At 61.4% G+C, this 23752-nt stretch carries 21 protein-coding genes; 18 read left to right on the top strand and 3 right to left on the bottom strand.

Annotated elements, in window-relative coordinates; all coding sequences use genetic code 11:
* The first annotated feature begins 553 nt into the window (after positions 1-553).
* The 13 genes from GXB78_RS25580 (at position 554) to GXB78_RS25520 (ending at position 15536) form a co-directional block, all read left to right on the top strand.
* A complete protein-coding gene (locus tag GXB78_RS25580) occupies positions 554-2176 on the top strand; it encodes a methyl-accepting chemotaxis protein (protein ID WP_329517503.1) in 1623 nt (540 codons plus the stop codon).
* Positions 2176-2712, top strand: coding sequence for a chemotaxis protein CheW (locus tag GXB78_RS25575; protein WP_329517502.1), 537 nt, complete (start codon positions 2176-2178; stop codon positions 2710-2712). The genes GXB78_RS25580 and GXB78_RS25575 overlap by 1 nt, the downstream gene beginning before the upstream one ends.
* Positions 2709-3980, top strand: a complete 1272-nt coding sequence (locus GXB78_RS25570) for a CheR family methyltransferase (RefSeq protein ID WP_329517501.1) — start codon at positions 2709-2711, stop codon at positions 3978-3980. Before GXB78_RS25575 ends, GXB78_RS25570 begins: the two co-directional genes overlap by 4 nt.
* Positions 3977-4660 carry a chemotaxis protein CheW gene (locus GXB78_RS25565; RefSeq protein ID WP_329517500.1) on the top strand — a complete coding sequence of 228 codons (684 nt, stop codon included), beginning with the start codon at positions 3977-3979 and terminating at the stop codon, positions 4658-4660. Before GXB78_RS25570 ends, GXB78_RS25565 begins: the two co-directional genes overlap by 4 nt.
* On the top strand, positions 4657-6927 hold the full coding sequence (locus GXB78_RS25560; protein WP_329517499.1) for a hybrid sensor histidine kinase/response regulator: 2271 nt from the start codon (positions 4657-4659) through the stop codon (positions 6925-6927). The genes GXB78_RS25565 and GXB78_RS25560 overlap by 4 nt, the downstream gene beginning before the upstream one ends.
* Positions 6924-7934, top strand: a complete 1011-nt coding sequence (gene cheB, locus GXB78_RS25555; protein ID WP_329517498.1) for a chemotaxis response regulator protein-glutamate methylesterase — start codon at positions 6924-6926, stop codon at positions 7932-7934. The genes GXB78_RS25560 and cheB overlap by 4 nt, the downstream gene beginning before the upstream one ends.
* Before the next feature lie 48 nt (positions 7935-7982).
* On the top strand, positions 7983-8984 hold the full coding sequence (locus GXB78_RS25550; RefSeq protein WP_329517497.1) for a PleD family two-component system response regulator: 1002 nt from the start codon (positions 7983-7985) through the stop codon (positions 8982-8984).
* Between the two features lie 235 nt (positions 8985-9219).
* A protein-coding gene (gene prfB, locus GXB78_RS25545; protein ID WP_116658289.1) for a peptide chain release factor 2 occupies positions 9220-10315 on the top strand; the annotation gives its coding sequence in 2 pieces (ribosomal slippage) (positions 9220-9291 and positions 9293-10315; 1095 coding nt in all).
* Positions 10316-10394: 79 nt separating this feature from the next.
* Positions 10395-11897: a lysine--tRNA ligase gene (gene lysS / locus GXB78_RS25540; RefSeq protein WP_329517496.1), complete on the top strand. Its 1503-nt coding sequence runs from the start codon at positions 10395-10397 to the stop codon at positions 11895-11897.
* A gap of 105 nt (positions 11898-12002) precedes the next feature.
* Entirely contained in the window at positions 12003-12716 is a 714-nt protein-coding gene (locus GXB78_RS25535; protein ID WP_056783159.1) for a TetR/AcrR family transcriptional regulator, read from the top strand.
* Positions 12717-12901: 185 nt separating this feature from the next.
* A complete protein-coding gene (locus GXB78_RS25530; RefSeq protein ID WP_329517508.1) occupies positions 12902-14152 on the top strand; it encodes a flavohemoglobin expression-modulating QEGLA motif protein in 1251 nt (416 codons plus the stop codon).
* 152 nt (positions 14153-14304) lie between these two features.
* Positions 14305-15210 (top strand): alpha/beta hydrolase, encoded by a 906-nt coding sequence (locus tag GXB78_RS25525; protein WP_329517495.1) that lies wholly within the window; start codon positions 14305-14307, stop codon positions 15208-15210.
* Positions 15207-15536: a hypothetical protein gene (locus GXB78_RS25520; RefSeq protein ID WP_329517494.1), complete on the top strand. Its 330-nt coding sequence runs from the start codon at positions 15207-15209 to the stop codon at positions 15534-15536. Before GXB78_RS25525 ends, GXB78_RS25520 begins: the two co-directional genes overlap by 4 nt.
* A 237-nt stretch (positions 15537-15773) precedes the next feature.
* Here the strand turns inward: GXB78_RS25520 and GXB78_RS25515 are convergent, their stop codons facing one another.
* From GXB78_RS25515 to GXB78_RS25505, 3 genes are all read right to left on the bottom strand, one after another.
* On the bottom strand, positions 15774-16562 hold the full coding sequence (locus GXB78_RS25515; RefSeq protein WP_024011746.1) for an OmpA family protein: 789 nt from the start codon (positions 16560-16562) through the stop codon (positions 15774-15776).
* 55 nt (positions 16563-16617) lie between these two features.
* Positions 16618-17022 carry a DUF4398 domain-containing protein gene (locus GXB78_RS25510; protein WP_329517493.1) on the bottom strand — a complete coding sequence of 135 codons (405 nt, stop codon included), beginning with the start codon at positions 17020-17022 and terminating at the stop codon, positions 16618-16620.
* 378 nt (positions 17023-17400) lie between these two features.
* Positions 17401-17745, bottom strand: a complete 345-nt coding sequence (locus GXB78_RS25505) for a pilin assembly protein (RefSeq protein WP_329517492.1) — start codon at positions 17743-17745, stop codon at positions 17401-17403.
* A gap of 213 nt (positions 17746-17958) precedes the next feature.
* Here GXB78_RS25505 and ppc point away from each other — a divergent pair, with 213 nt between their 5' ends.
* The 5 genes from ppc (at position 17959) to GXB78_RS25480 (ending at position 23735) form a co-directional block, all read left to right on the top strand.
* Positions 17959-20589, top strand: coding sequence for a phosphoenolpyruvate carboxylase (gene ppc, locus GXB78_RS25500; protein ID WP_329517491.1), 2631 nt, complete (start codon positions 17959-17961; stop codon positions 20587-20589).
* Between the two features lie 300 nt (positions 20590-20889).
* Positions 20890-21540, top strand: coding sequence for an adenylate kinase (adk, locus tag GXB78_RS25495; RefSeq protein ID WP_217864255.1), 651 nt, complete (start codon positions 20890-20892; stop codon positions 21538-21540).
* Positions 21541-21634: 94 nt separating this feature from the next.
* Positions 21635-22309, top strand: a complete 675-nt coding sequence (gene tsaB, locus GXB78_RS25490; RefSeq protein WP_329517490.1) for a tRNA (adenosine(37)-N6)-threonylcarbamoyltransferase complex dimerization subunit type 1 TsaB — start codon at positions 21635-21637, stop codon at positions 22307-22309.
* A gap of 257 nt (positions 22310-22566) precedes the next feature.
* Positions 22567-22875, top strand: coding sequence for a hypothetical protein (locus GXB78_RS25485; protein WP_186533202.1), 309 nt, complete (start codon positions 22567-22569; stop codon positions 22873-22875).
* Positions 22875-23735, top strand: a complete 861-nt coding sequence (locus GXB78_RS25480; RefSeq protein ID WP_329517489.1) for a DUF72 domain-containing protein — start codon at positions 22875-22877, stop codon at positions 23733-23735. The genes GXB78_RS25485 and GXB78_RS25480 overlap by 1 nt, the downstream gene beginning before the upstream one ends.
* The last annotated feature ends 17 nt before the right edge of the window (positions 23736-23752 follow it).

Genomic DNA, 23752 nt, shown 5'->3' with positions numbered 1-23752 from the left:
GCTGAGAGTTATCAAGGAGCGTGCCAGGTTTTGTGAAGTGCCCGGCTGGCGGGGACGCCGCGGTGGTCGGTGATCATCCGGGGCGAATTTCAGCGGAAATGTCGGGAGAAAGTGCGCAAGAAGTTGCGCAGTACTGCGCAACTTCTTGCGCACTTGGCTGCAGGCCTTTGACCGCGGGGGCTGCAGAGGATTTACCCGCTGAAATATTACGACCAACTGCGCAACTTCTTGCGCAGTTGGGGATTTGCCGGGAGCGAGGTGTTGTCTTCGCGAGCAGGCTCGCTCCCACATGATTTATGGTTTGCCCGAAAGCCCCGGTTCACCGCAGAACCTGTGGGAGCGAGCCTGCTCGCGAAGGCGTCTGTTCAGGCAAAACATCAGCGCCTGACACACCGCTATCGCGAGCAGGCTCACTCCTACAAGGGATTTGTGCGATGCCCGAATCGAGTTTGTCCGCGAAACCTGCCGGAGGCGCGAGTTGGAAAGCGTCTTATAAATGAAACACCGCCCTCGGCTATACTCCCCGCATTTCGATCAGGCACGAGGATTCACTGTGAAGAACTGGACGTTGCGCCAACGCATTTTGGCGAGCTTTGCGGTGATTATCGCCATCATGCTGTTGATGGTGGTGCTGTCCTATTCACGATTGCTGAAGATCGAGGCCAGTGAAAGCAGCGTGCGCGACGATGCCATCCCCGGCGTCTATTACAGCTCGATGATTCGCGGCGCGTGGGTCGACAGTTATTTGCAGACCCAGGAGCTGCTCGGCCTCAAGGAAGGCCAAAGTATTTCCAGCGAAGATGCGGCGGACTACAAGGCGTTCGAGGCGCGTCTGCAGGAGCAGATGGCCAACTATCGCAAAACCATGGCTACCGATGAAGACCGTTCCGAGTTCGCCCTGTTCGAGAAATACCACGACACCTACATCGAGATTCAGAACGCTGTGCTGGACCTGCGCAGTCGCAATCTTGAGGCGGATGCGGTCAAGTTATTCAACGAAAAACTGACCCCGGCGTGGTACACCGGACGGATGAAACTCAACGACATCATTGGCGAAAACAAAGTCGTCGCTGATACCGCCATGGCCAATATCGACGACGCAGTCGCAACGGCAAAAGTCAGCATGGTCATTTCCCTGCTGGTCGCGGTACTGGCCGCCGGCCTCTGCGGTCTGCTGTTGATGCGCGCGATCATGGCGCCGATGAACCGCATCGTGACCATCCTCGACATCATGCGCACCGGCGACCTCAGTTCGCGCCTGAACCTCGATCGCAAGGACGAGTTCGGCGCGGTCGAAACCGGCTTCAACGACATGATGACCGAGCTGACCTCGCTGGTCTCCCAGGCCCAGCGTTCCTCGGTGCAGGTGACCACCTCGGTAACCGAGATCGCCGCCACCTCCAAGCAGCAACAAGCTACCGCCACCGAAACCGCAGCGACCACCACCGAAATCGGCGCGACCTCCCGCGAGATCGCCGCCACTTCGCGTGACCTGGTGCGCACCATGACCGAAGTGTCCACCGCTGCCGATCAGGCCTCGGTGCTCGCCGGCTCTGGTCAGCAAGGCCTGGCACGCATGGAAGACACCATGCACTCGGTAATGGGCGCGGCCGATCTGGTCAACGCCAAACTGGCGATCCTCAACGAGAAGGCCGGCAACATCAATCAGGTGGTGGTGACCATCGTCAAGGTTGCCGACCAGACCAACCTGCTGTCGCTCAACGCAGCGATCGAAGCCGAGAAGGCTGGCGAGTACGGTCGCGGTTTCGCCGTGGTCGCTACCGAAGTCCGGCGTCTGGCGGATCAGACCGCCGTGGCCACTTATGACATCGAGCAAATGGTCCGCGAGATCCAGTCGGCGGTGTCGGCCGGGGTGATGGGCATGGACAAGTTTTCCGAGGAGGTACGCCGCGGCATGTCGGAGGTACAGCAGGTCGGCGAGCAGCTGTCGCAGATCATCCATCAGGTGCAAGCGCTGGCGCCGCGCGTGCTGATGGTCAACGAGGGCATGCAGGCCCAGGCCACCGGCGCCGAGCAGATCAACCATGCGCTGGTGCAGTTGGGCGATGCCAGCAGCCAGACCGTCGAATCGCTGCGTCAGGCCAGTTTCGCCATCGACGAACTGAGCCAGGTGGCCGTCGGCCTGCGCAGCGGCGTTTCGCGATTCAAAGTCTGATGAGCGAAATCATCGCCAAACGGGGCAGCGCGCCAGTGGCGAAGCAGGCGCTGTTTCTGCTGTTTCGCATCGGCAGCGAACGCTACGCCCTGCGTGCCACCGAAGTGGCCGAAGTGCTGCCGCGCCTGCCGTTGAAGCCGATCGCCCGCGCGCCGCATTGGGTGGCCGGGGTGTTCGCCTATCGCGGTGCGGTGGTGCCGGTGATCGATCTCAGCGCGCTGACTTTCGGCCAGCCCGCCGAGGCGCGCACCAGCACGCGGCTGGTGCTGGTCAATTACCGGCCGGATGATTCGCAGCCCACGCAGTGGCTCGGACTGGTCCTCGAACAGGCTACCGACACGCTGCGCTGTCATCCGCAAGATTTTCAGCCCTACGGCCTCGACAACCGCGAGGCGCCGTACCTCGGCCCGGTGCGTGAAGATGCGCAGGGCTTACTGCAATGGGTGCGGGTCAATGATTTGCTCGATGACGCCGTGCGCAATTTGCTGTTTCCCGATCCGCCGCGGGATCCGGCGCAGCTTGAGGCGCAGCCATGAGCGGTGAGCAGCGCTTTTTCGATTTCCTCAAGGAACGCATCGGCCTCGATGTCGCTTCGGTGGGCACGGCGATCATCGAGCGTGCCGTGCGCCAGCGCACCACGCTGTCCCAGGCTGCCCACGCCGACGAATACTGGCAATTGTTGCAAGGCTCGCGGGATGAACAGCAGGCGTTGATCGAAGCGGTGATCGTCCCGGAGACGTGGTTTTTCCGTTACCCGGAGTCCTTCGCCACTTTGGGTAAACTGGCCCGTCAACGCCTCGCCGAGCTGAACAACATGCGCGCATTGCGCATCCTCAGCCTGCCGTGCTCGACCGGCGAAGAACCCTATTCGATCGCCATGGCCTTGCTCGATGCCGGGCTCAAACCGCATCAGTTCAAAGTCGATGGCATGGACATCAGCCCGCTGTCGGTGGACAAGGCGCGCCGCGCTGTCTACGGCAAGAACTCCTTTCGCGGGCAGGATCTGCAGTTTCGCGAGCGGCATTTCATGCCTGAGCAGGACGGCCACCGGGTCAACGACTACGTTCGCGAACAAGTGCGCTGGCAGGTCGGCAATGTCCTCGATCCGATGCTGTTGGCGACCGAGCCTGCCTTCGATTTCGTGTTCTGCCGCAACTTGCTGATCTACTTTGACCAGCCGACGCAGAAGCAGGTATTCGAAGTGCTCAAGCGCCTGACTCATGTCGACGGCGTGCTGTTCATCGGCCCGGCGGAGGGCAGCCTGCTGGGGCGCTTGGGCATGCGTTCGATCGGCATCCCGCAGTCGTTCGCCTTCAGCCGCCACAGCGAGCCGCACCCCGAACCGCTGCCGACGCCCAGACCGCTCGCCGTGCCGGTCAGCCAACCACTGCGCAGCGCGCCGCCAGCGCCAGTGCGCAACCGGCCGTTCGCTGCCGTGACGGCTTTGCCGGTGACGAAAAAAACCGCCAACCCGGACGCCGCAACGTTGCTGGCGCAGATTGCCGCACTGGCCAACGAAGGCAAAAGCGCCGAGGCCCGTGCCGCGTGCGAACACTATCTGCGCAGTCATGAACCGGTGGCGCAGGTGTTCTACTGGCTCGGCCTGCTCAGCGATGTCGCCGGGCTGAGCCTCGAAGCCCAGGGTTATTACCGCAAGGCCTTGTACCTCGAACCGCAACACCCCGAAGCGCTGATGCACCTGGCCGCGTTGCTCCAGGCCCAGGGCGACTCGGTGGGTGCCCGACGATTGCAGGAGCGCGCCGCCCGCAGCGGGCGCGCCGCCGACAGTGAGCGTAAACGATGAACGGGTCCGACACCTTGAACGTTACCCACGAAGACGCCCGCGCCATCGACGATTGCTGGAACCGCATCGGCATTCATGGCGACAAGTCCTGCCCGCTTCTGGAAGAGCACATCCATTGCCGCAACTGTTCGGTGTATTCCGCCGCTGCCACGCGCCTGCTCGACCGCTATTCGTTGCAGCAGGACCAGCGCGACGCGGTCGTCAGCAAAGTCGAAACCGACGTCAAGACCCGCTCTTTGCTGATGTTCCGCCTCGGCGAGGAATGGCTCGGACTAGCGACGCGCAGCCTCGTTGAAGTCGCGCCGCTGCAGGCGATTCATTCGCTGCCGCACCAGCGCTCGCGCGCCTTGCTCGGCGTGGCCAATGTGCGTGGCGCCCTGGTCGCGTGCCTGTCGCTGGTGGAATTGCTCGACCTCGACGGCAGCGTTGCGCCGGCCAGCGGCGGGCGAGTCATGCCGCGCATGCTGATCATCGCCGCACACGGCGGGCCAGTGGTGGTGCCGGTGGATGAGGTCGACGGCATTCATGCCATCGACGAACGCATCCTCGATGCCGCGTCGCAGTCCGGTGCGCAGGCCAGTGCCAAATACACCCGTGGCGTTCTGCAATATCGCGGTCGCAGCCTGCGCTGGCTGGATGAAGAACAGCTGTTGTCTGCCGTGACCCGGAGCCTGACATGACCCCCGAGCAAATGCGCGACGCCTCACTGCTCGAACTGTTCAGCCTCGAAGCCGAGGCCCAGACCCAGGCGCTCAGCGCCGGGCTTCTGGCGCTGGAGCGCAATCCGACCCAGGCCGATCAACTGGAGTCGTGCATGCGCGCGGCGCACTCGCTCAAGGGCGCGGCGCGGATTGTGGGTATCGACAGCGGCGTCAGCGTCGCCCACGTCATGGAAGATTGCCTGGTCAGCGCGCAGGAAGGGCGTTTGCTGCTGCGTCCCGAGCACATCGACGCGTTGTTGCAGGGCACCGATCTGCTGATGCGCATCGCCACGCCGGCCAACGCGCCGCAACCTGCGGACATTGAAGCCTACGTGGCGCTGATGGGGCGTTTGCTCGATCCGTCGGCGCCAGCCGCGGTGGTTGCCACGCCGCCAATGGCCGGGTTGCAGATCGAACCAGCGCCGATAGTGTCGGCGCCGATTGTCGACGAGCCCGCCGAGCCAACACTGCGCAAAAACAAACGTACTACTGAGGGCGGCGAGCGCGTCCTGCGCGTCACCGCCGAACGCCTGAACAGCCTGCTCGATCTGTCGAGCAAATCGCTGGTGGAAACCCAGCGTTTGAAACCGCATCTGGCAACCATGCAGCGTCTCAAACGCATGCAGAACAATGGCCTGCGCGCTCTGGAAAATCTCAATGTGCACCTCAAGGAGCATGCGCTGAGCCTGGAAGCGCTCGAATCGCTGGAAGATGCGCGGCGCTTGCTCGCCGAGTCGCAGCAACTTCTCAGCGAGAAAAACGCCGAACTCGACGAGTTCGCCTGGCAAGCCAGCCAGCGCGCACAAGTGCTCTACGACACCGCGCTGGCCTGCCGCATGCGCCCGTTCGCCGACGTGCTGAGCGGCCAGGCGCGCATGGTTCGCGACCTCGGTCGCAGCCTTGGCAAACAAGTGCGCCTGGAGATCGAAGGCGAGAAAACCCAAGTCGATCGCGATGTTCTGGAAAAGCTCGAAGCGCCGCTCACGCATCTGCTGCGCAACGCCGTCGATCACGGTATCGAAACCCCGGAGCAACGTCTGCTCAAGGGCAAGCCCGAAGAAGGTCTGATCCGCCTGCGTGCATCGCATCAGGCCGGTTTGCTGGTGCTGGAATTGAGCGATGACGGCAATGGTGTCGATCTGGAGAAAGTCCGCCGCAGCATCATCGAGCGCCAGTTATCCCCAGCCGAAACTGCAGCGCAATTGAGCGAAGAGGAACTGCTGACCTTCCTGTTTCTGCCCGGTTTCAGCTTGCGCGACAAGGTCACCGAGGTGTCCGGCCGTGGCGTCGGTCTGGACGCTGTTCAGCACATGGTTCGCCAATTGCGCGGGGCCGTGGTACTGGAACAGACGGCGGGCGAGGGCAGTCGTTTCCACCTGGAGGTGCCGCTGACCTTGTCGGTGGTGCGCAGCTTGGTGGTGGAAGTCGGCGAAGAGGCTTACGCGTTCCCGTTGGCGCACATCGAACGCATGTGCGATCTGGCCCCCGAAGACATCGTGCAGGTCGAAGGCCGCCAGCATTTCTGGCACGAGGGCCGCCATGTCGGCCTGGTGGCGGCGAGTCAGTTGCTCAATCGTCCGGCCAGCCAGAACGCCGGCGCTACCCTCAAAGTCGTGGTGATCCGTGAGCGCGAGGCAATCTACGGCGTGGCGGTCGAGCGTTTCGTCGGTGAGCGCACGCTGGTGGTGTTGCCGCTGGACGAGCGCCTTGGCAAGGTTCAGGACATCTCCGCCGGGGCCTTGCTCGATGATGGTTCGGTGGTGCTTATCGTCGATGTCGAAGACATGCTGCGTTCGGTGGACAAACTGCTCAATACCGGGCGCCTGGAACGCATTGCCCGCCATGGCAATCAAGCTGCCGAAGCCGCGCGCAAGCGGGTGCTGGTGGTCGACGATTCGCTGACCGTGCGCGAGCTGCAACGCAAACTGCTGCTCAATCGCGGCTACGACGTCGCGGTGGCGGTGGACGGCATGGACGGCTGGAACGCGCTGCGTTCGGAGAACTTCGACCTGCTGATCACCGACATCGACATGCCGCGCATGGACGGCATCGAGCTGGTCACCCTGTTGCGCCGCGACAACCGTCTGCAGTCGCTGCCGGTGATGGTCGTGTCGTACAAGGATCGCGAAGAAGACCGTCGCCGTGGACTGGACGCCGGCGCCGACTATTATCTAGCCAAAGCCAGTTTTCATGACGACGCCCTGCTCGATGCAGTGGTCGAGCTCATCGGAGGAGCGCGGACATGAGGATCGCAATCGTCAACGACATGCCCCTGGCAGTGGAGGCCCTGCGCCGTGCGCTGGCCTTCGAGCCGGCGCATCAGGTGATCTGGGTCGCCAGCAACGGCGCCGAGGCGGTGCAACGCTGCGCCGAATACACCCCGGACCTGATTCTGATGGACCTGATCATGCCGATCATGGACGGCGTCGAAGCCACGCGGCGGATCATGGCCGAGACGCCGTGCGCGATTGTCATCGTCACTGTCGACCGCCAGCAGAACGTGCACCGCGTGTTCGAGGCCATGGGCCACGGCGCGCTGGACGTGGTCGACACCCCGGCGATCGGCGCCGGCAATGCCCAGGAAGCGGCGGCCCCGTTGCTGCGCAAGATCCTCAACATCGGCTGGCTGATCGGCGACAAGGCGCCACGTTCGCGCCCGGCGCCGAGTTCGCCGCGCAGTTCGCCGACACGTCAGCGGCTGGTGGCGATCGGTTCGTCTGCGGGCGGGCCGGCGGCGCTGGAAGTGTTGCTCAAAGGCCTGCCGAAGGATTTTTCTGCGGCGATCGTGCTGGTGCAGCATGTCGATCAGGTGTTCGCCGCCGGCATGGCCGAATGGCTGGCCAGCGCCAGCGGTCTTGATGTGCGTCTGGCCCGTGAAGGCGAGCCGCCGCAAAGTGGCGCGGTGTTGCTGGCCGGGACCAATCACCATATTCGCCTGTTGAAAAACGGCACGCTGGCCTACACCGCCGAGCCGGTCAACGAGATCTATCGTCCCTCGATCGACGTGTTTTTCGAGAGCGTGGCCAGTTACTGGAACGGTGACGCGGTCGGGGTTTTATTGACCGGGATGGGGCGCGATGGTGCGCAAGGGCTTAAGCTCATGCGCCAGCAGGGTTATTTGACCATCGCTCAGGATCAGCACAGCAGTGCGGTGTACGGCATGCCCAAGGCTGCCGCGGCGATCGATGCCGCGGTGGAAATTCGCCCGCTGGTAAAGATAGCGCCACGATTGCTGGAGATTTTCCCCAAATGAACAGGTTGATCGGCAATCCAGGCCCCCGCAGTACTCAGGTGACCGCTCATGAATGATTTACAGATCGACGACATTAAAACCGACGAGAACGCCGCCATGGTGTTGTTGGTGGATGATCAGGCGATGATCGGCGAAGCGGTGCGCCGTGGGCTGTCGGATCAGGAAAACATCGACTTCCACTTCTGCTCCGACCCGCAGCAGGCCATTGCCCAGGCAGTGCGGATCAAACCGACGGTAATCCTTCAGGATCTGGTGATGCCCGGCCTCGATGGCCTGAGCCTGGTGCGCGAATATCGCAATCATCCGGCGACCAAGGACATCCCGATCATCGTCCTCTCGACCAAGGAAGACCCGCTGATCAAGAGCGCGGCGTTTTCCGCCGGTGCCAACGATTATCTGGTGAAGCTGCCCGACACCATCGAACTGGTCGCGCGCATTCGCTACCACTCGCGCTCCTACATGACATTGCTGCAACGCGATGCCGCGTACCGTGCGTTGCGGGTCAGCCAGCAGCAATTGCTCGACACCAATCTGGTGCTGCAACGGCTGATGAACTCCGACGGCCTGACCGGGCTGTCCAACCGCCGTCATTTCGACGAATACCTGGAACTGGAGTGGCGCCGTTCGCTGCGCGATCAGACGCAGCTGTCATTGCTGATGATCGACGTCGATTACTTCAAGTCGTACAACGACAGCTTCGGCCACGTTGAAGGCGACGAAGCGCTGCGCAAGGTCGCCACGGCGATCCGCGAGGCCAGCGCGCGACCGTCGGATCTGCCGGCGCGTTATGGCGGCGAGGAATTCGTGCTGGTCCTGCCGAACACCTCGCCGGGCGGCGCGAGGCTGTTGGCCGAGAAGCTGCGCCAGACCGTGGCGGCGCTGAAGATCCCGCATAACACCCCGAGCGAGGGTTCCAGTCTGACCATCAGCATCGGTCTGGCGACCATGGTGCCGCAGGCGGGCAGTGATTGCCGGTTGCTGATTTCGGCGGCGGATCGCGGCTTGTATCTGGCGAAGAACAACGGCCGCAATCAGGTCGGGATCGAGTAACTACCCTGACAATGCAGTCCACCTGTGGGAGCGAGCCTGCTCGCGAAAGCGGTCGTGCATTCAATATTGCTCGCGGCTGGCAGGTCGCCTTCGCGAGCAGGCTCGCTCCCACAGCAGATCGCGTCAGGTCAGTGGCAAGTGAATCACCCCCACACCCGCCAGACGGGCTGCCGCGACAGCCTGTTTACGTTATACTCGCCGGCTTTCAAAAGTTCGCCAACGAGTGCTGCCCGTCATGGAAATCAACCCGATCCTGAACACCATCAAGGACCTGTCCGAGCGCTCCGAAACTATTCGGGGGTATCTTTGACTACGATCAAAAGCATGAGCGTCTGACCGAGGTCAATCGCGAGCTTGAAGATCCGAGTGTCTGGAACAAACCTGAATACGCCCAGGAGCTGGGCCGCGAGCGCGCCGCGCTGGCGCAGATCGTCGACACCCTCGACGAACTGAACGGCGGTCTGGCCGATTGCCGCGACCTGCTGGAGATGGCCGTCGAAGAAAACGACGAAGGCGCAGTGGGCGATGTTGTCGCCGAGCTGGCCCGTCTCGAGGAAAATCTGGCCAAGCTGGAATTCCGCCGCATGTTCAGCCATGAAATGGACCCGAACAACGCCTACCTGGACATCCAGGCCGGTTCCGGTGGTACCGAAGCGCAGGACTGGGCCAACATCCTGCTGCGCATGTATCTGCGCTGGGCCGACAAACGCGGTTTCGATGCAACCATCATGGAACTGTCCGCCGGTGAAGTCGCCGGGATCAAGGGCGCGACCGTGCACATCAAGGGCGAATACGCCTTTGGCTGGCTGCGTACCGAGATCGGCGTGCACCGTCTGGTGCGCAAGAGCCCGTTCGACTCCGGCAACCGTCGCCACACTTCGTTCTCCGCGGTTTTCGTCTCGCCAGAGATCGATGACAAGGTGGAAATCGAAATCAACCCGGCAGACCTGCGGATCGACACCTATCGTTCCTCCGGTGCCGGTGGTCAGCACGTAAACACCACCGACTCGGCCGTACGTATCACCCACGTACCGACCAACACCGTGGTCAGCTGCCAGAACGAACGTTCCCAGCACGCCAACAAGGACACCGCGATGAAAATGCTGCGGGCCAAGTTGTACGAGCAGGAAATGCAGAAGCGCAACGCCGCCTCGCAAGCGCTGGAAGACACCAAGTCGGACATCGGCTGGGGTCATCAGATCCGCTCTTACGTGCTTGATGCCTCACGGATCAAGGATCTGCGGACCAACATCGAACGCAGCGATTGCGACAAGGTGCTCGACGGCGACATCGACGAATACCTGGAAGCCAGCCTGAAATCCGGCCTGTAACACCCTCTGTGGGAGCGGGCTCGCCCGCGATCCCCAGCCGAAGGCTGGGGGCAACGAACCTGATGGAATACTTAAAGACATGAGCGACCTACAACTCGACCCGCAAGCCCTGCAACAGGAAGAAAACTCCCTGATCGCCCTGCGCAAGGAAAAGCTTGCTGCCGAGCGCGCCAAGGGCAATGCCTTCCCGAATGACTTCCGCCGCGAAAACTACTGCGATGCCTTGCAGAAACAGTACGCGGACAAGACCAAGGAAGAGCTCGCAGAGGCTGCAATCCCGGTCAAGGTTGCCGGTCGCATCATGCTCAACCGTGGCTCGTTCATGGTCATTCAGGACATGACCGGGCGCATTCAGGTCTACGTCAACCGCAAGACCCTGTCCGAAGAAACCCTGGCCGCGGTGAAAACCTGGGACATGGGCGACATCATTGCTGCCGAAGGCACCCTGGCGCGTTCCGGCAAGGGGGACCTGTACGTTGAAATGACCAGCGTGCGCCTGCTGACCAAGTCGCTGCGCCCGCTGCCGGACAAGCACCACGGCCTGACCGACACCGAACAGCGCTACCGTCAGCGTTACGTCGACCTGATCGTCAACGAAGACGTGCGCCAGACCTTCCGCGTGCGTTCGCAAGTGATCGCGCACATCCGCAGCTTCCTGATGAAACGCGACTTCCTCGAAGTCGAAACGCCGATGCTGCAGACCATTCCCGGCGGCGCTGCGGCCAAGCCGTTCGAAACCCATCACAATGCGCTCGACCTGCCAATGTTCCTGCGTATCGCCCCAGAGCTGTATCTGAAGCGTCTGGTGGTTGGCGGTTTCGAGAAAGTGTTCGAGATCAACCGCAACTTCCGTAACGAAGGCGTTTCGACCCGTCACAACCCGGAATTCACCATGTTGGAGTTCTATCAGGCGTACGCCGATTACGAAGACAACATGGACCTCACCGAAGAACTGTTCCGCGAACTCGCGCAGCTGGTTCTGGGCAGCACCGACGTGCCGTACGGCGACAAGGTGTTCCACTTCGGCGAACCGTTCGTGCGCCTGTCGGTGTTCGACTCGATCCTCAAGTACAACCCTGAGCTGACTGCCGATGATCTGAACGACATCGACAAGGCTCGTGCCATTGCCAAGAAGGCCGGCGCCAAGGTGCTGGGCTTCGAAGGTCTGGGCAAGCTGCAGGTGATGATTTTCGAAGAGCTGGTCGAGCACAAGCTGGAGCAGCCGCACTTCATCACTCAGTACCCGTTCGAAGTGTCGCCGCTGGCCCGTCGCAATGACGACAACCCGAACGTCACCGACCGCTTCGAGCTGTTCATCGGTGGCCGTGAAATCGCCAACGCCTACTCCGAATTGAACGACGCCGAAGACCAGGCCGAGCGTTTCATGGCGCAGGTGGCCGACAAGGACGCCGGCGACGACGAAGCCATGCACTACGACGCCGACTTCGTCCGTGCGCTGGAGTACGGCATGCCGCCAACCGCCGGTGAAGGTATCGGCATCGATCGTCTGGTGATGTTGCTGACCAACTCGCCGTCGATCCGCGATGTGATCCTGTTCCCGCACATGCGACCGCAAGCGTAAACGTTTCAGTTGAAAAGCCGCCTAAAACAGGCGGCTTTTTATTGCCTGTCTGGTACAAATGTATCAATTGGTTAATTTGCAAATAGCAGAGGAAGTGCTGTCGTGATGGGTGCAATAGCTCAAGAAGGTGCAGCGGGTATCGCCACTGCGGTCGCTGAAAGTGTTCAGTACCAGGGCCGCAAGGCCAGCCGACAGGGCAGTGAGCAGCGTCGCCAGGACATTCTCGACGCCGCGATGCGCATTGTCGTGCGCGACGGCGTGCGTGCCGTGCGCCATCGTGCGGTCGCGGCAGAGGCCGGTGTGCCGCTGTCGGCGACCACGTATTACTTCAAGGACATCGATGACCTGCTCACCGATACCTTCGCTCAATACGTGGAGCGCAGCGCGGCGTACATGGCCAAGTTGTGGATCAACAACGAAGGTCTGCTGCGCGAAATGGTGGTCAGCGCGGATGGCAGCCCCGAGTCGCGCTCGCAATTGGCCGATGACATCGCGCGGCTGATGGCCGATTACGTGCACCGGCAACTGATCAACCGTCGCGAGCACCTGATGGCCGAACAGGCGTTTCGCCAGGAAGCGCTGCTCAACCCGCGTCTGGCGATTCTGGTGCGTTCGCATCAGCAGATTCTGCTGCAGGGTACTTGCCAGTTGTTCCAGGTATTGGGCTCGCGCGAACCGCAGCAGGATGCCAAGGTGTTGACGGCGATTATCGGGCGGATGGAATATCAGGGCCTGCTCAACGACGCCGAGCCTCTGGCCGAAGAGGACATGCTCGGGATCCTGACGCGGTACATGCACCTGGTGCTGGCGTCGGTCTAGCGTTTCACGCTACACCCTGTGGGAGCAAGCCTGCTCGCGAAAGCGCTCTGATATTCAACATCTGCGTTGTCTGACACAGTGCATTCGCGAGCAGGCTCGCTCCCACAAAGGCTTAAAGTCTGAGTTTCAGCACGTCACGTTTTCTACAGGAGTTTCGGGTGGACGATTACCAGCAGACGATACGCATGTTGTCCGATCGCATTGTGCTGGCGCAGACGCCGATCCGCGTGCTCGATGCGGTCAAGTGGGACGACAACGTGCGCAAGGGTTTCCTCAAGGCCAAGGGCAAGGAAATGCCGGCGGTCGATCGCGACTACTACCTCAACCGCCCGCTGTCGTTCGATTCGAGCCAGGTCAAACTGGAGTTCCAGAACATCGAGCGCGACATCACCCGCCAGCTCGGCCAGTTCAACCCGGTCGGGCAGATCATGCGGCGCATGTGCAAGGAATATCGCATGGTGGTGCGCATGCTCGAAGCGCGCGGCACCGAGGACTTCGGCCTGATCTCGCAGGAGCTGTACGGCGCCGCGTCCGATGCTTTCCATGCCGGTGACCCGACCCTGGCCGACCTTGGCCTGATGATGTCCGACTACCTGAACAACATCGACGGGCGCGGGGACCTCAAGGACGAGCCGAAAATCCTTACCGCGAAAGACGCGGTACACCTGCTGCAAACCCGCCTGAACAAGGTGTTCGGCGAGGCCGAAGAAACCATTCGCGTGTTCGAGTCCGACGGCATCGTCGCCGACGCCGCAGCGGGCGCCGACTACATCAAGATCCGCACCGACGCGCTGTTCAACGACCGCGACGTGCGCGCCCTGGAAGTCCACGAAGGCCTGGTGCATGTCGGCACCACGCTTAATGGTTTGAACCAGCCGATCTGTACGTTCCTGTCGAAAGGCCCGCCCTCGTCGACGGTGACCCAGGAGGGCCTGGCGATCCTGATGGAAATCATCACTTTTGCCTCCTACCCGAGTCGCCTGCGCAAACTGACCAACCGCACCCGTGCGATCCATATGGTCGAGGAGGGCGCGGACTTCTTGCAGATCTACGAATTCTTCCGCGATCAGGGTTTCGAAATGGCCGAAAGCTACGGCAATGCCAGCCGGGTGTTCCGCGGCTCGACGCCGACCGGTCTGCCATTCACCAAAGACTTGTCCTACCTCAAGGGCTTCATCATGGTTTACAACTACATTCAGTTGGCCGTGCGCAAAGGCAAGCTCGAGCAGATTCCGCTGTTGTTCTGTGGCAAGACCACGCTGGAAGATATGCGCACTTTGCGCCAGTTGGTGGATGAAGGGCTGGTGGTGCCGCCGAAGTATCTGCCGGATCAGTTCCGGGATATGAATGCATTGTCGGCGTGGATGTGTTTCTCCAACTTCCTCAACCATTTGAGTCTGGACCGGATCGAAGCTGATTACTCCAATATCCTCTAGACCCAGCACCGAACCCCTTGTGGGAGCGAGCCTGCTCGCGAATGCGATCTCACCTTCAATATTGATGTTGGCTGATAAACCGCTTTCGCGAGCAGGCTCGCTCCCACAGGTTTGATTTGTGTTCAGCTCTCTTCTTTGCGAGGTTTCACCGGATGAGAATCCTCGGCATCCTTTGCCTGCTCTTGACCCTCGGCGGTTGCAGTTCGCTGCTGTTCTACCCTGAACCGGGCCAGATCTTCACCCCGGACAAAGCCAAACTCGAATTCCGCACCGTCACCCTGACCACCGCCGATGGCTTGAAACTCAACGCCTGGTGGCTGCCGGCCAAACCCGGTGTCGAGGTCAAAGGTACGGTCCTGCATCTGCACGGTAACGGCGGCAATCTGCCGATGCACTTGGGCGGGAGCTGGTGGTTGCCGAAGAACGGCTATCAGGTGCTGCTGGTGGATTATCGCGGCTACGGTTTGTCCGAGGGCAAGCCGAGCCTGCCGGCGATCTATCAGGATATCGACGCGGCGTTCGCCTGGCTCGACAACGCGCCCGAGGTCAAAGGCAAACCGCTGGTGCTGCTCGGGCAGAGCCTCGGTGGCGCGATGTCGGTTCATTGGCTGGCGCAGCATCCTGAGCGACAGAAACGACTCAAGGCCCTGGTGCTGGATGGCGTGCCCGCCAGTTATCGCAGTGTCGGCCAGTTCGCCCTAAGCACTTCATGGCTGACTTGGCCGTTGCAGGTGCCGCTGTCGTGGCTGGTACCCGACGGCGACAGCGCAATCAATTCGATGGCGCAGCTGACGGGCGTGCCCAAGCTGATCTTCCACAGCATCGACGATCCGCTGGTGCCGATGGCCAACGGCATTCGCCTGTATCAGGCCGCGCCGCCGCCGCGCGTGTTGCAGCTGACCCGTGGCGGTCATGTGCAAACCTTCGGCGACCCGGTGTGGCGTCAGGTCATGCTGCGCTATCTCGACGATCCCCAACACTTCGACGGCCTGCGCCGCCTCGGCGAAATCCCCAACTATCCGCCGCCTCCGAACAATGAAGATGAGACCCCGCAATGACTGAAGAACGCAACGCCATCCCGTTGATCATCACCGGTATCTGCAGCATCCTCGGCACCGTCGGAGCGCTGTGGTACTACGGCTATCTGCACTTTGCCAAGCCGGAGGATGCGTTGCTGCTCAACGAATTCACCATGCTCAAGACCGTGCCGGGCGAGGACTACAAACTCTCGCTGACCCCGGCGCCGCAAGTGGCGCAGTGCATTGATGGCGTGCTGGTGTTGTTCGATACCGAGCAGAAAGGCCTGACCGGGGTGCTGGTCAATGCGCAGAAGAAAGCCGTGCGCTGCATGGGCGAAGAAACCCCGCAGAAGCCCTCACCCTAACCCTCTCCCAGAGGGAGAGGGGACTGACCGAGGTGTCTTGGGCTATTCGTCGACCTGACAGACCAGATCGATTATGGATTCACAGCAAATCTTCCCCGCTGGCGCATCTCAACTGCATCCCCCGATCGGCTCCCTCTCCCTCGGGAGAGGGCTGCGGTGAGGGGCTACGATGTCTGCTCCCACAAAAAAGCCCCGCCTGATCAAGTCAGGCGGGGCTTTTGCGTTACCGGCTGAAGCTTAGTTCGAGCTCACCGAAGAACGCGGTGCTACTGGCTGGTTGTCGTTGGAAATGGTCACTTCCACGCGACGGTTCATCGCACGGCCCGAGACGCTGCCGTTATCCGCTACCGGGTATTCCTTGCCATAACCCTGAGCGACGATGCGCGAAGGGTCGACGCCCATCTTGATCAGGGCCATCTGCACGGAAGTCGCGCGGCGCTCGGACAGCGACTGGTTGTAGCTCGCGGTGCCGGTGCTGTCGGTGTAACCCTCGACGATCACTTTGCGATCCGGGTTTTCCTGAAGGAATTGCGCCAGTTTGTTGATGTTGACCAGACCGCTGGATTTCAGATCAGCCTTGTTGGTGGCGAACAGCACATCACCGAAAGTCACCAGCGTGCCGCGATCAGTCTGCTTGGCATTAAGGCTGTCCTGCAGCTGTTTGATCTGCTGGTCACGGGCATCCAGACGAGCCTGAGCGCGTTGAGCAGCGGCGTTTTTCAGGTTGTTTTCAGCGGTGCGCAGAGCGATGGTCTGCTTGGCCACTTCCACGCGCTGGTTGGTCAGGTAAGCCAGTTGGTCAACCTTGGCGGCGTCTTCCTTGTCCAGATAGGCCTTGTCGGCCTTGTCCAGGTAATCGCTGGCGTCTTTGGTTTCCAGTGCTGCGACTTTGCTCGCCTGTGGGTTGGCCTGCAGGCCGGCGTAGTTGGTGCGCGCCTGTTCCAGGTTAGGATTAGGCGGGGTGGAGCAGGCAGCCAGGGCAACGCTTGCGGCCAGAAGAGCGGGAATCATCAGTTGCTTACGCATAATTTGTCGTCCTTTCTATCGGTAAGAGTTTCAGCTTTGCGGTCGGGATGCGCGCTTACTGCACAGTGCGCTGGCTTTCCTGACGCAGTTCCTGAACACCTTTCTGGGAATCCTTCACAGCCTGTTCGGCCTTGGCGGCCTGAGCCTTGCGTTCAGCGACGCGAGCGTCCCATTCAGCCTGTTCGGACAGGCGACGGGCCTCGTCATACTTCTTGTCGTGCATGGCGATTTCAGCTTGTTTGAGTTTGTCCTGAGCCTGCTTCATTTCCACCGCGGCGAATTCGGTACCGCCAGCGCTGACGGCGCTGTTGACGGCCGATTGGGTCACGGCGTACTGCTCGGTCGGTGGGTTACCCGCGCAACCGGCCAGCACGAAGCTGGTGCCGATGGCCAGAGCGGCCAGTTTCAGACCGCGCATGTGGGAAAACGAGGTTTGGGTTTTCATGGTCTTCAACTCCATTAGGCATCTCCTGAAAATACAACTGAATCCATCCTGGCAGAGGAGCCGAAAGCATCGCTTGTTGACGCGAATTGAAACGCTCGTTCCAGGCGTGGTTACCTGTTCCGACCGGCGGCATTTTTGAAAAGTTCAGAAAAGATGGCCTATCGCCAAAAATTAAATTGACCGTTTGGACAAGGCTCTGGGACGGGAACTTTGGCAGTTCGGAGCGGTACGCGCGGGTGTAATTTGTCCGCTGATAAACCAATCTGCAATTTGGAATATGACCCATGTGGGAGCGAGCTTGCTCGCGAATGCGATGTGTCAGTCAGCGCAAATGTTGGATGAAAATCCGCATTCGCGAGCAGGCTCGCTCCCACATTTGTGATGTGTGTCGGGTCAGTGCTTCTGCTTGTTCTCAGCCGAGGACAAATCATGCAAATGGCGCCGCGACAACGCCAGGAAACGCGGCGTCGGGCCGATATCTTCGTACAACGGATCGCCTTCCTCATCCGTCGCCACCACCGTCGAACCCTTTATATACGGCAGGCTCGCCTCGAACTCCTCAAGCGCGGCGCCGATCAGTTCGCCGAGCAATTCTTCGGGATGACGCTTGGGATACATCTCGGCAATCGCCGCCAGGCGCGCGGCGGCTTCGACGTCCAGATGAATCGTGTAGCCGGTGTCGGTCAGGCGACCTTTGGCGTTTTCTTCCCAATGCTGGGCGAGTTCACGAATTTTCATGATGACCTCATTTCGCAGCCTGCCGCTGGCAGGCCTGGGTGAGTGTCCGGCAGCGCCGGCGGCGAGCCGTCGTACGGCTTACTGTTGAGACTGGCTTTCACGCGCAAGGTTTAAGTCAGTTCGTCACCTGCTTGTAAGAAGCGGCGCAGAGCGGCACTCTCTGGCAAAGCATTCGTTTCTGCGCTGTCCCCGATTACCGCTGGAGAACTGCTGATGACCGATATTGATGCACGCTTGCGCGAAGACGTTCACCTGCTCGGAGAGCTGTTGGGCAACACCATTCGAGACCAGTACGGCGAGGGGTTCCTCGACAAGATCGAGCAGATTCGCAAAGGCGCCAAGGCCGACCGGCGCGGCTCGATGGACGCCGAACTGAGCGCCAGCCTCAATCAATTGAGCGAAGACGAATTGCTCCCCGTCGCCCGGGCCTTCAACCAGTTCCTCAATCTGGCCAACATCGCCGAGCAATATCAGTTGATCCATCGCCGCGAGGAGTCGCAACCGGCGCCGTTCGAGTCGCGGGTATTGCCGGAGCTGCTCGCGCGCCTGCGCAGCGAAGGTCACAGCGCCGAATCCCTGGCCCGGCAACTGGCGCGACTGGAAATCGAATTGGTGCTGACCGCGCACCCGACCGAAGTGGCACGGCGCACCCTGATCCAGAAGTACGACGCGATCGCCGCGCAACTGGCCGCACAGGATCATCGTGACCTGACCAGCGCCGAGCGCGAGCAGATCCAGAGCAAACTGCAGCGGCTGATCGCCGAAGCCTGGCACACCGAAGAAATCCGCCGCACCCGACCGACTCCGGTCGATGAAGCCAAGTGGGGCTTTGCGGTGATCGAGCACTCGTTGTGGCAGGCGATCCCCAACCACATGCGCAAGGCCGATCAGGCGCTGTTCGCCGCGACGGGCCTGCGCTTGCCGTTGGAAGCCGCGCCGATCCGCTTCGCCTCGTGGATGGGTGGCGACCGTGACGGCAACCCCAATGTCACCGCTGCCGTAACCCGCGAAGTTTTACTCCTGGCGCGCTGGATGGCCGCTGATTTGTACCTGCGCGATGTCGATCATCTTGCTGCCGAGCTGTCGATGCAACAGGCCAGCGACGCGCTCAAGGCCAAGGCTGGCGACAGCGCCGAACCCTATCGCGCGGTGCTCAAGCAATTGCGCGAACGCCTGCGCGCCACACGCAACTGGGCGCACGCTGCATTGACCGCACCATCCCCGGCCAGCGCCGATGTGCTGCACGACAACCGCGAGCTGCTCGAACCGTTGCAGCTATGTTTCAACTCGCTGCACGAATGCGGCATGGGCGTTATCGCCGACGGGCCGTTGCTCGATTGCCTGCGTCGGGCGGTGACGTTCGGCCTGTTCCTGGTGCGCCTCGATGTGCGTCAGGATTCGACGCGGCACAGTTCGGCGATGACGGAAATCACCGATTACCTCGGCCTCGGCCGCTATGAGGATTGGGACGAAGAACAGCGCATCAACTTCCTCACCGAGGAACTGAGCAATCGCCGCCCATTACTGCCCGCGCATTTCAAACCGTCGGCGGACACCGCTGAAGTGCTCAACACTTGTAAGGAAATCGCCGCCGCCCCCGCTGCGTCGCTGGGCTCCTACGTGATCTCCATGGCTGGCGCCGCTTCCGACGTGCTCGCCGTGCAACTGCTGCTCAAGGAATCCGGCGTGCTGCGGCCGATGCGCGTGGTGCCGCTGTTCGAAACCCTCGCCGACCTCGACAACGCCGGGCCGGTGATGGAGCGTCTGTTGCTGCTGCCGGGTTACCGCGCGCGCCTGCACGGCCCGCAGGAAGTGATGATCGGCTATTCCGACTCGGCCAAGGATGCGGGCACCACTGCTGCGGCGTGGGCGCAATATCGCGCGCAGGAGCGGCTGGTGGAAATCTGCCGTGAGCAGCAAGTCGAACTGCTGCTGTTCCACGGTCGCGGCGGCACCGTGGGCCGTGGCGGCGGTCCGGCGCACGCGGCGATTCTGTCGCAGCCGCCGGGTTCGGTGGCGGGGCGTTTCCGTACTACTGAGCAGGGCGAAATGATTCGTTTCAAATTCGGCCTGCCGGACATCGCCGAGCAAAACCTCAATCTGTATCTGGCCGCCGTGCTTGAGGCAACCTTGCTGCCACCGCCGCCGCCGACGCCTGAATGGCGGCACCTGATGGACGAATTGGCGGCGGACGGCGTCAGCGCTTACCGTCAGGTGGTGCGGGAAAATCCGCAATTCGTTGAGTACTTCCGCCAGTCGACCCCGGAACAAGAGTTGGGACGTTTGCCGCTCGGCAGTCGTCCGGCCAAGCGCCGTGCCGGCGGCATCGAAAGCCTGCGGGCGATCCCGTGGATCTTCGGCTGGACCCAGACGCGGCTGATGCTGCCGGCGTGGCTGGGTTGGGAGACAGCGCTGAGCAAGGCGCTGGAGCGCGGCGAAGGCGAGTTGCTCGGGCAGATGCGCGAGCAGTGGCCGTTCTTCCGCACCCGCATCGATATGCTCGAAATGGTTCTGGCCAAGGCAGACGCGGATATCGCGCAGTCCTACGACGAGCGTCTGGTCGAGGCTGATCTGCTGCCGTTGGGCGCGCAGTTACGCGACCTATTGTCGCAGGCGTGCGCAGTGGTGCTCGGTCTGACCGGGCAGTCGCAGCTGCTGGCGCACAGCCCGGACACCCTCGAATTCATCCGCTTGCGCAATACCTATCTCGACCCGCTGCATCTATTGCAGGCCGAACTCTTGGCGCGTTCGCGGCAGCAGGATGTCGAGCAGGGCAGCCCGGTGGAACAGGCGCTGCTGGTGTCTGTGGCGGGGATTGCCGCCGGATTGCGCAATACCGGCTAAGGTTGCTGAGCACGTCAGGCGGCATCCGCGATGAGGGGCGGATGCCGCCACTTGTGCTGTAGGAAAGTGCCGCGAGGCGACAGTTAATGTTGGGGTTGCGACTTGGGTTACCGCGTCGCGAGGTCACGGCGGGCGTCGGTTTCTCCGACTTTTGGCGTCTTGTGTGGGCGCAGCCTGCTGTGTATCTTGATCAGCCTTTGGCCGTTTGTGCGGCCACGACCCGTATTTTCAGGATCCGCCGGTTACGAGCGAATCCTTTGTTTTGTAAAGCTTTTATATAAAAAATTGAGGAGCACATCGATGCGCGTCATTCTGCTGGGAGCTCCCGGGGCCGGTAAAGGTACTCAGGCAAAGTTCATCACCGAGAAATTCGGCATTCCGCAAATCTCCACCGGCGACATGCTGCGTGCTGCGGTCAAGGCTGGCACTCCGCTGGGCGTGCAAGCCAAGAGCATCATGGATGCCGGCGGCCTGGTGTCGGATGACCTGATCATTGCGCTGGTCAAGGACCGCATCGCTCAACCTGATTGCGCCAATGGTTTCCTGTTCGACGGCTTCCCGCGCACCATTCCGCAGGCTGAAGCACTGGTCACTGCCGGTGTCGAGCTGGATGCCGTGGTGGAAATCGCTGTTGAAGACGAAGAAATCGTCCAGCGCATCGCCGGTCGCCGTGTTCACGAAGCCAGCGGACGCGTTTACCACATCGTCTACAACCCGCCGAAACTGGCAGGCAAGGACGACATCACCGGCGAAGAGCTGGTACAGCGCAAGGACGACACCGAAGAAACCGTGCGTCATCGCCTGTCGGTCTACCATTCGCAGACCAAGCCGCTGGTGGAGTTCTATCAGAAGCTGTCTGCCGCTAATGGTGGCAAGCCGAAGTACAGCCACATTCCGGGCGTGGGTTCGGTCGATGCGATCACCGCCAAGGTACTGGCCGCGCTGAGCTGAAAAGTCTGCACCGGCGCATCATCCACGGCCCGCTTGCGGGCCGTAGTTGTTTATACTGACGCACTTTTTTCCCACCCCTGTTTTGGAAACATCGATGAGCACCTTGCTGGCCCTGGACACCGCGACTGAAGCTTGCTCCGTTGCCTTGCTGCATGACGGCAAGGTCACGAGCCATTACGAGGTGATCCCGCGTTTGCACGCGCAGAAGCTGCTGCCGATGATCCAGCAATTGCTCGCCGATGCGGGCACCACGCTGCAAGCGGTCGACGCCATCGCCTTCGGCCGTGGTCCGGGCGCGTTTACCGGTGTGCGCATTGCCATCGGCGTAGTGCAGGGTTTGGCCTTTGCTCTGGATCGTCCGGTGTTGCCGGTGTCCAACCTTGCCGTGCTGGCGCAGCGTGCCTTGCGTGAGCAGGGCGTCAGCCAGGTGGCGGCCGCCATCGATGCGCGGATGGATGAAGTGTATTGGGGCTGCTATCGCGAGACGGCGGGGGAGATGCGTCTGGTTGGCGCCGAAGCGGTGCTGCCGCCGGAAGTGGCTGCGTTGCCGGCCGATGCCAGCGGCGACTGGTTCGGTGCCGGAACCGGTTGGGGTTATGGTGAGCGCATTGCGGTCAATCTGACCGGCTCCGACGCTGGCATGCTGCCCCACGCCGAAGACCTGCTGACCCTGGCGCGTTTCGCCTGGGAACGTGGCGAAACGATCCCGGCGGACGACGCACAACCCGTCTACCTGCGCGATAAAGTCGCCACCCCGAAAGCCCGCTGACACGACACTTTCTCCTGTGGGAGCGAGCCTGCTCGCGAAGGCTTCTGGTCAGTCAATGCATGTGCTGAATGTGCCGGACTCTTCGCGAGCAGGCTCGCTCCCACAGGTTCGCTGGTCACATACAAATATCGCCAATCGTCAGTTTCTGCCCCTCGCTTAAAACCTTTTGCGCTTTCTGTGTTCTAGTTATCACTCGGCAGTTTGCTAAGTCGGTCAAGTGCCGCTAAATTGCCATCATCGATACCGAGCATGACATTATGCGTATAGACGGCGTTTCCACTCAGTCCTACCCCATCAAGCGCAAGCCGCGCAAAGGCAATGCGGCGCTGGATGAGTCCGTCGACATCATCGACGGCGAGCTGGAATTTCCGAGCGAGGAGCAACTCGCTGCTCGTGCCGCGCAAGCCGCTGCGCAACGCCTGAGCAACCTGCCGGCCCGTCAGCAAGACATGATTTACCACCGCGCGATGAAGAAAAGCGTAGCCATGGCTCTGGCCAGCTACCTGAGTACTGCCGGTTTTGTCGATTGGGACGCGGACGTGCTGGGCCTCGATCTGTATATCTGATGGATCTGCCTTACTACCTCGGATGCCCGTCCTGGAGCGAAAATGCCTGGCGCGAGTATCTGTATCCGGTAGACGCAAAGAGCTCCGATTTTCTCGCGCTTTACTGCCAGGTGTTCAACGCCGTCGAAGGCAACACCACCTTCTACGCCAGCCCGTCGCCAGCCACGGTGCAGCGCTGGGCCGAGATCATGCCAGCGCACTTTCGCTTCACCGCCAAATTTCCCGGCGACATCAGCCACAGTGGCGATCTGCGCGAGCAACTGACCGCTGCCGAAACCTTCCTGCAACTACTCAAACCCCTCGGTGAGCGTGTTTCGCCGTTGTGGCTGCAACTGTCGAAAAGCTTCACGCCGCAGCGTCTGCCGGAATTGGTGGCATTTATCGACGCGCTGGATTGCCCGCTCGCAGTGGAAGTTCGCAATGAACAATTCTTCGCCAAAGGCGAGAGCGAACGCCTGCTCAATCGTCTGCTTCTGGATCGCGGTGTCGAGCGCATCTGCCTCGATCCGCGTGCGTTGTTCAGTTGCTTGTCGACCGAGTCTTCTGTGATCCACGCGCAATCGAAGAAGCCGCGAGTGCCGACGCGCCCGGCAGCGTTCACGCAGGTTCCACAGGTGCGCTTCATCGGCCATCCCGAGCTTGAGGCCAACGATGCGTTTCTCGTGCCGTGGGTGGCGAAGATTGCTGAATGGATCGAAGAGGGCCGCACGCCGTACATCTTCCTGCACACCGCCGACAACCTGTTGGCAGCGAAACTGGCGCAACGTTTTCACGCTCAGCTGATGCAACGTTTGCCTGGCTTGCCCGCGCTGCCTGAGCTATACAGAGAACCCGCCGCCGAGCAGCTTGGCTTGCTCTGAGGCGGGTTTTTTCTGCC

Source organism: Pseudomonas moraviensis subsp. stanleyae, from assembly GCF_036283065.1.
GTDB classification, from domain to species: Bacteria; Pseudomonadota; Gammaproteobacteria; order Pseudomonadales; family Pseudomonadaceae; genus Aquipseudomonas; species Aquipseudomonas stanleyae.
Note: the sequence above shows the minus strand (reverse complement) of the source record. Positions and strands in the feature narration are given on the sequence as shown.

What these genes read in the sequence shown, in the direction of transcription:
- GXB78_RS25530 (WP_329517508.1), top strand. Translation starts at nt 12,902, where the DNA reads ATGTTGTCCGATCGCATTGTGCTGGCGCAGACGCCGATCCGCGTGCTC.
- GXB78_RS25525 (WP_329517495.1), top strand. Translation starts at nt 14,305, where the DNA reads ATGAGAATCCTCGGCATCCTTTGCCTGCTCTTGACCCTCGGCGGTTGC.
- GXB78_RS25505 (WP_329517492.1), bottom strand. Translation starts at nt 17,745, where the DNA reads ATGAAAATTCGTGAACTCGCCCAGCATTGGGAAGAAAACGCCAAAGGT.
- GXB78_RS25550 (WP_329517497.1), top strand. Translation starts at nt 7,983, where the DNA reads ATGAATGATTTACAGATCGACGACATTAAAACCGACGAGAACGCCGCC.
- GXB78_RS25515 (WP_024011746.1), bottom strand. Translation starts at nt 16,562, where the DNA reads ATGCGTAAGCAACTGATGATTCCCGCTCTTCTGGCCGCAAGCGTTGCC.
- tsaB (WP_329517490.1), top strand. Translation starts at nt 21,635, where the DNA reads ATGAGCACCTTGCTGGCCCTGGACACCGCGACTGAAGCTTGCTCCGTT.
- GXB78_RS25480 (WP_329517489.1), top strand. Translation starts at nt 22,875, where the DNA reads ATGGATCTGCCTTACTACCTCGGATGCCCGTCCTGGAGCGAAAATGCC.
- lysS (WP_329517496.1), top strand. Translation starts at nt 10,395, where the DNA reads ATGAGCGACCTACAACTCGACCCGCAAGCCCTGCAACAGGAAGAAAAC.
- GXB78_RS25485 (WP_186533202.1), top strand. Translation starts at nt 22,567, where the DNA reads ATGCGTATAGACGGCGTTTCCACTCAGTCCTACCCCATCAAGCGCAAG.
- GXB78_RS25510 (WP_329517493.1), bottom strand. Translation starts at nt 17,022, where the DNA reads ATGGAGTTGAAGACCATGAAAACCCAAACCTCGTTTTCCCACATGCGC.
- GXB78_RS25570 (WP_329517501.1), top strand. Translation starts at nt 2,709, where the DNA reads ATGAGCGGTGAGCAGCGCTTTTTCGATTTCCTCAAGGAACGCATCGGC.
- adk (WP_217864255.1), top strand. Translation starts at nt 20,890, where the DNA reads ATGCGCGTCATTCTGCTGGGAGCTCCCGGGGCCGGTAAAGGTACTCAG.
- GXB78_RS25560 (WP_329517499.1), top strand. Translation starts at nt 4,657, where the DNA reads ATGACCCCCGAGCAAATGCGCGACGCCTCACTGCTCGAACTGTTCAGC.
- GXB78_RS25565 (WP_329517500.1), top strand. Translation starts at nt 3,977, where the DNA reads ATGAACGGGTCCGACACCTTGAACGTTACCCACGAAGACGCCCGCGCC.
- GXB78_RS25520 (WP_329517494.1), top strand. Translation starts at nt 15,207, where the DNA reads ATGACTGAAGAACGCAACGCCATCCCGTTGATCATCACCGGTATCTGC.
- cheB (WP_329517498.1), top strand. Translation starts at nt 6,924, where the DNA reads ATGAGGATCGCAATCGTCAACGACATGCCCCTGGCAGTGGAGGCCCTG.
- ppc (WP_329517491.1), top strand. Translation starts at nt 17,959, where the DNA reads ATGACCGATATTGATGCACGCTTGCGCGAAGACGTTCACCTGCTCGGA.
- GXB78_RS25535 (WP_056783159.1), top strand. Translation starts at nt 12,003, where the DNA reads ATGGGTGCAATAGCTCAAGAAGGTGCAGCGGGTATCGCCACTGCGGTC.
- GXB78_RS25575 (WP_329517502.1), top strand. Translation starts at nt 2,176, where the DNA reads ATGAGCGAAATCATCGCCAAACGGGGCAGCGCGCCAGTGGCGAAGCAG.